Origin of the sequence: Streptomyces sp. NPDC058877, from assembly GCF_042742855.1 — a bacterium.
In the GTDB taxonomy this organism is placed as follows: domain Bacteria; phylum Actinomycetota; class Actinomycetes; order Streptomycetales; family Streptomycetaceae; genus Streptomyces.
Genome location: NZ_JBHYMF010000318.1, coordinates 1 through 4806 on the forward strand (window position 1 = coordinate 1; position 4806 = coordinate 4806).

Consider the following 4806-nt stretch of genomic DNA (forward strand, 5'->3'; position numbering starts at 1 on the left):
GAGTACGAGGAAGCCTTCTGGCGCAGCCAGGAACAGACCCCGCAGTCCGCCTGAACCAATCAAGATCGGACTCTACGAAACTCGGGGCAGCTCACCATCGGGGTGCTGGCGGGCCTGGGTGCCTACGTCCAGGATGTAGACCTGGGGAGTGCTGGTACTCGGTTTGCTCTGACAGGAGTGCCGTACGTCCTTGCCGCAGCGTTCTTCGTCCCTGACTGGCGGGTGCGGATGGGGACGCTGGTAGTGCTGGTCTGCGGGGTGGGCTACGGAGTTTTCGTCGGCCCGGCGCTGGCGGAGCAGCGGCAGGAAGAAGCGGAGATCGCACGGTACCGGCAGAACCCTGAGCTGCTTTACCTGGGCGACTCGCCACGAGGCATGGAGATCTCCCGGGTCAGGGTCGGCCCGAACCTCTTCAGTGTCGACTACACCCCCATTCGAGCCGGTCACGACCTGGGGTATGTGGGTTTCTGGGTGAACCGGTCGAGCACGCCGGCACTTCAATGCCCGGACCCCGTGCAGAAGGAAGTGACCTGCACGGTGGATACCCACGGTGAGATGCGTACGGTCATCAGCTTTCCTGGTGGCAGGGGCGTCACCCTCGGATCGCGTCCCGCAGAGTGGTGTAACGGCGAGCATCACTACTGCCCCCTCGGCACCAACGCGGTGGTCACAGGTGGCACGCTGCCGAAGTGGAACGTGATCCTCTACACCACGTGGCGGGACACGACCCACCCTCGTACGCCGCCGCGGAGACGTGGAAGTCACGGTCACTAGCGGGAGCCTCGATGAGACAGGACTACGTCGTCTCCTCACCACGTTGCATCCGCTGTCCGATGCTGAGCTGGACGAGTTGATGAGAGAGAAGAAGATCGAGCACGCTCAATGACCCCGCGCCCTTCCAGACATCGCGGCTGCTGGGGCAACCGCTCGCGAGGTTCAAAACCCGGTTTTGAAACACGGCCGCCCTCGGTGCTTCCCAGCAGGGCGATACGTGGCATCCTGTCCCGGTCCGCTAGTACCAGCCAGTCCGGCTGGGAAGCATACGGAGCATCAGGAGTACCACCCATGGCACGGATCACCGCGCTCATCAACCGCAAGGGGGGAGTCGGAAAGTCGACTCTCACCGTCAACACTGCGGCCATCACCGCCCACGTCTTGGGCGCAGCCCCCGAGGGCGCCCCCCACTACGTCGCAGCTGTCTCGGCTGACCCTCAGGGTTCCACCACCTGGTGGTCGGAACGAGTCGGCAACGACTTGCCCTTCTCCTTCGAGCAGATCAACTCCAAGGACGACCTGGAGCTCTTCTCCGCTCTCAAGAAGTCCCGCAAGATCAAGCACGCCTTCATCGACACCCCGGGATGGATGGACCTCCCCGACGACGAGAAGGAAGAAGCCGGCGACCCGTTCGGCAAGAGCACCGCAGCCGACGCTATGCGCGCTGTGCTGGCCAACGCCGACGACATCATCGTCCCCGTCGAGCCCGAACCTCTTGGGTTCATGCCGACCCGCGACACCATCGAGGAAGTGGTCAAGCCACTCGGCATCCCCTACCTCGTCGTCATCAACAACTGGGACCCGCGCGACGGCGAAGCCGACCTTGACCAGACCAAGGACTTCATCCGGGCGCAGGGCTGGAACCTCGCCAACACCGTCGTCCGTCACTACAAGGTCCACACCCGGGCGGCCCTCGAAGGCACTGTCGTCACCCAGTACAAGAAGAACCGGGTCGCGATGGAAGCCCGCGAAGACTTCTACCAGCTCGCCCTCGAACTCGGCGCCGGCAAGAAGGGCGCACGCTGATGGCGACGAAGAAGCCCTGGGCCGACCTCCTCGACGGACCCGGTAAGCCCGGCAGCAAGCGAGCCTCTGCTGAGGCGCCCGCTAAGGCCGAGACGCCGCCGACCACCGTGTACATGCACACACTGGTCGGCAATCCGGAAAACCCGCGCACCGACACCGACTACTGCGACGACGACTCCGACTTCCGCGAGCTCAAGGAGTCGATGAAGTCCATCGGACAACTGCAGCCCGCCGTCGCCATGTCCCGCGAGGCGTTTCTTCGCGTCAAGCCCGAGCACGGTCAGACCCTCGGCGACGCGCAGTGGGTCGTCATCCTCGGCAACCGGCGCTTCCACGCTGCCAAGCAGCTCGGCTGGACGAAGTTCGAGATCCGGGTCCGCGACCGCCTCGGCAACGAAGACGACGACAAGCTCGACGAAGCCGTCGTCATCGAGAACATCCACCGTAAGAACATCCCTCCCTACAAGGAGGCCGAGTTCCTGCAGCGGATGGTCGAGCGCCATGGCTCCCAGGAGAAGGTCGCGGAGCGCATCGGCAAGTCGCAGATGTACGTCTCCAACCGGCTCGCACTGCTCAACCTGGCCCCAGAGCTTCGCGACGTCGTCGACACCAAGCAGATCAAGGTGAAGACAGCCGAGAAGATCGCCAAGATCCAGGACCTGGAACAGCAGAAGGCCATCGCGGCCGAGGAAATCCGTAAAGCTCAGGAACCGAAGACCCCGAGGAAGCGCACGCCCACCCCCACAGTGGCGCCCCTTCAAAACCCGGTTTTGAACCCCGCCGCCGAAGCCGCACCGGCCAGCAGGGGAGTGGTAGCTACACAAGTCTCGGACACGGAACGTCCAGCCGTCGCTGTTCCTGAGCCACGGCTCACCGCGCCCCCTCAGAGCCAGCCTGCCTTCACGACACCGTGGCACGACGGTGCGGCTCTGATGGATGCCGCCTTCCAACGCCTGGATCTGGCCCAGCGCGGCACGTTCATCCAGCGCTACTTCAAGCTCAGCGCCGGAGTGGACGCTGTTGTGATGGATCTGCGAACTGACCTCAACCCGTCAGCTCGCACATCACTGGCAGGAATCCTCCAACAGGTGGCTGAGGGCCTTCTCAAGGACGTGTAAGCAGCCCACTCAAAGCCCCTGCTCTCCCTGGATACCGGACAGAGAGCAGGGGCTTTCCCATGTCGGTGCAGACTCGTTTCTCGGCCACCGCGCAAGCATGCGCGAGAGGTTCGGCCAGCGTCGTCATGACCTCAGTATGTGCAGATCAGAAGGTTCTCCACGCCGGTGAGTTCACGGCTTGGCGTAGCCGTAAACCCGGTCTTCCCCTTTCACCCAGGCTGCCATACAGCGACTCAAGCGACTGAAACTCGAACAAACTGCACGGCAAACCAGTAGTGACTCGACCGCCGCTGCGTCGGACTTTGAGCTGCCCCGAGTTTCGTAGAGTCCGGTGATCTTGTTTCAGGCGGACTGTGGGGTCTGTTCCTGGCTGCGCCAGAAGGCTTCCTCGTACTCGGCGGGTGGTACGTAGTCGAGTGCTGAGTGGAGGCGTTCTTCGGTGTACCAGGTGATCCACTGGAAGATCGCCCGTTCGACCTGGTCGACGTTCTTCCAGGGACCCTGCATCTCGATCAGTTCGGCCTTGAAGGTGCCGTTCAGGGCCTCGGCCATCGCGTTGTCGTACGAGTCCGCGACCGAGCCGACCGACGCGGAGGCGCCGATGTCGGACAGTCGGTCGGTATAGCGAATTGATACATATGGGGACCCGCGGTCGCTGTGGTGTATCAGTCCGGAATCCTTCTTGATCCGACGTCGCCACAGCGCCATCTCCAGTGCGTCCAGCGGGAGTTCGGTCCGCATGTGGTTCGCGACCTGCCAGCCGACGATCATCCGGGAGTACACGTCCAGGACGAACGCCACATACGCCCATCCCGACCAGGTGCGGACATAGGTCATGTCCGCGACCCACAGCTGATCGGGCCGGGAGGCGGTGAAGTCGCGGTCGACCAGGTCCGGCGGACGCGGTGCCGACGGTTCCGGAATCGTGGTCCGGCGCCGCCGGCCGCGGATGACGCCCTCCAGGCCCAGCTCGGCCATCAGCCGCTCGACGGTGCAGCGGGCCACGACGACGCCTTTGCGCCGAAGTGCGCGGGTGATCCGGCGGGCACCATAGGTGGCCCCGGACTCCGCGTGAATCTTCTCGATCAGTGGCATCAGCCGCTCGTCGCGGAGCCGTCGGGCCGACTTCGGCCGCTTCTTGCGGGCGAAGTACGTCGACGGCGACAGCTGAAGAACCCGGCGGACGGGATCGACCCCGAGACCTCTGTCACGCAGGTGGTCGATCACCTGCTCGGCCTCGTCCGGGGACGGTCGATCTCCTGGGCAAAAAACACCGACGCGGCCTTGAGGATCTCGTTCGCCCGCCTCAACTCCGCTACTTCTTTACGGAGTTGCTTGAGCTCGTCCTGTTCGGCGGTGGTGAGCCGGTCGTCCCGCTCGCCGCGGTCGGCCTCGGCTTGGCGGACCCAGCCTCGCAGGGCCTCCTTGTGGATGCCCAGATCCTTCGCGACGTGCGCGATCGGGCGGCCGGTGGTGCGGACCTCACGGATCGCGCGCTCGCGGAGCTCGTCGGGGTATTTACGGGGTGCTGCCATGGTGCTGGTGGTTCTCCTTCGCCAGGACCGTAACCCTGGCATCAGGGACTCCACAAATCTCAGTACAGCTCACTTTTCCATCTTCGTTGACGCCAGGGCCTCGGGTCTGCGGGTGCGTGACCCGAAGTTGGGGCAGTAGTGGCTTAGCCGCGGGTGGCCTTCGCGAACTTGTCCTTTGCCAGCGAGGCGAGCGGGTCGAAACCCTCGTGGCCGGAGGGGTCGGTGGGGGCGTACTGGAAACTCAGCACCTCGGTCCCGCCGGAAGATTTCAAGTCCAGTGAGACGGTCGTGACGCTATGAGGTTTGTGGTGCGGGTTCGCTGCGCTTGGCGGGGTCGTTGATCCACGCTGTCT

5 protein-coding genes are annotated in these 4806 nt (G+C 64.1%); 3 read left to right on the plus strand and 2 right to left on the minus strand.

Annotated features, from left to right (window positions below; translation table 11 throughout):
* The first annotated feature begins 177 nt into the window (after nt 1–177).
* From ACFW2Y_RS34735 to ACFW2Y_RS34745, 3 genes are all read left to right on the plus strand, one after another.
* The gene (locus tag ACFW2Y_RS34735; RefSeq protein ID WP_384887414.1) at nt 178–774 is read left to right on the plus strand and encodes a hypothetical protein; all 597 of its coding nucleotides are present in this window, start codon (nt 178–180) and stop codon (nt 772–774) included.
* 291 nt (nt 775–1065) lie between these two features.
* Nucleotides 1066–1800: a ParA family protein gene (locus tag ACFW2Y_RS34740; protein ID WP_384887416.1), complete on the plus strand. Its 735-nt coding sequence runs from the start codon at nt 1066–1068 to the stop codon at nt 1798–1800.
* A complete protein-coding gene (locus ACFW2Y_RS34745) occupies nt 1800–2918 on the plus strand; it encodes a ParB/RepB/Spo0J family partition protein (protein WP_384887419.1) in 1119 nt (372 codons plus the stop codon). Before ACFW2Y_RS34740 ends, ACFW2Y_RS34745 begins: the two co-directional genes overlap by 1 nt.
* 342 nt (nt 2919–3260) lie before the next feature.
* On the opposite strand, the gene ACFW2Y_RS34750 is transcribed toward ACFW2Y_RS34745, so the two are convergent.
* Both ACFW2Y_RS34750 and ACFW2Y_RS34755 read right to left on the minus strand, forming a co-directional pair.
* Nucleotides 3261–4453 (minus strand): IS3 family transposase gene (locus ACFW2Y_RS34750; protein ID WP_384887422.1). Its coding sequence is split into 2 segments (ribosomal slippage): nt 3261–4189 and nt 4189–4453, totalling 1194 coding nucleotides; the frame shifts between segments, so codons are not numbered across the junction.
* Nucleotides 4454–4596: 143 nt separating this feature from the next.
* Nucleotides 4597–4725: a hypothetical protein gene (locus tag ACFW2Y_RS34755; RefSeq protein ID WP_384887424.1), complete on the minus strand. Its 129-nt coding sequence runs from the start codon at nt 4723–4725 to the stop codon at nt 4597–4599.
* Between the last annotated feature and the right edge of the window lie 81 nt (nt 4726–4806).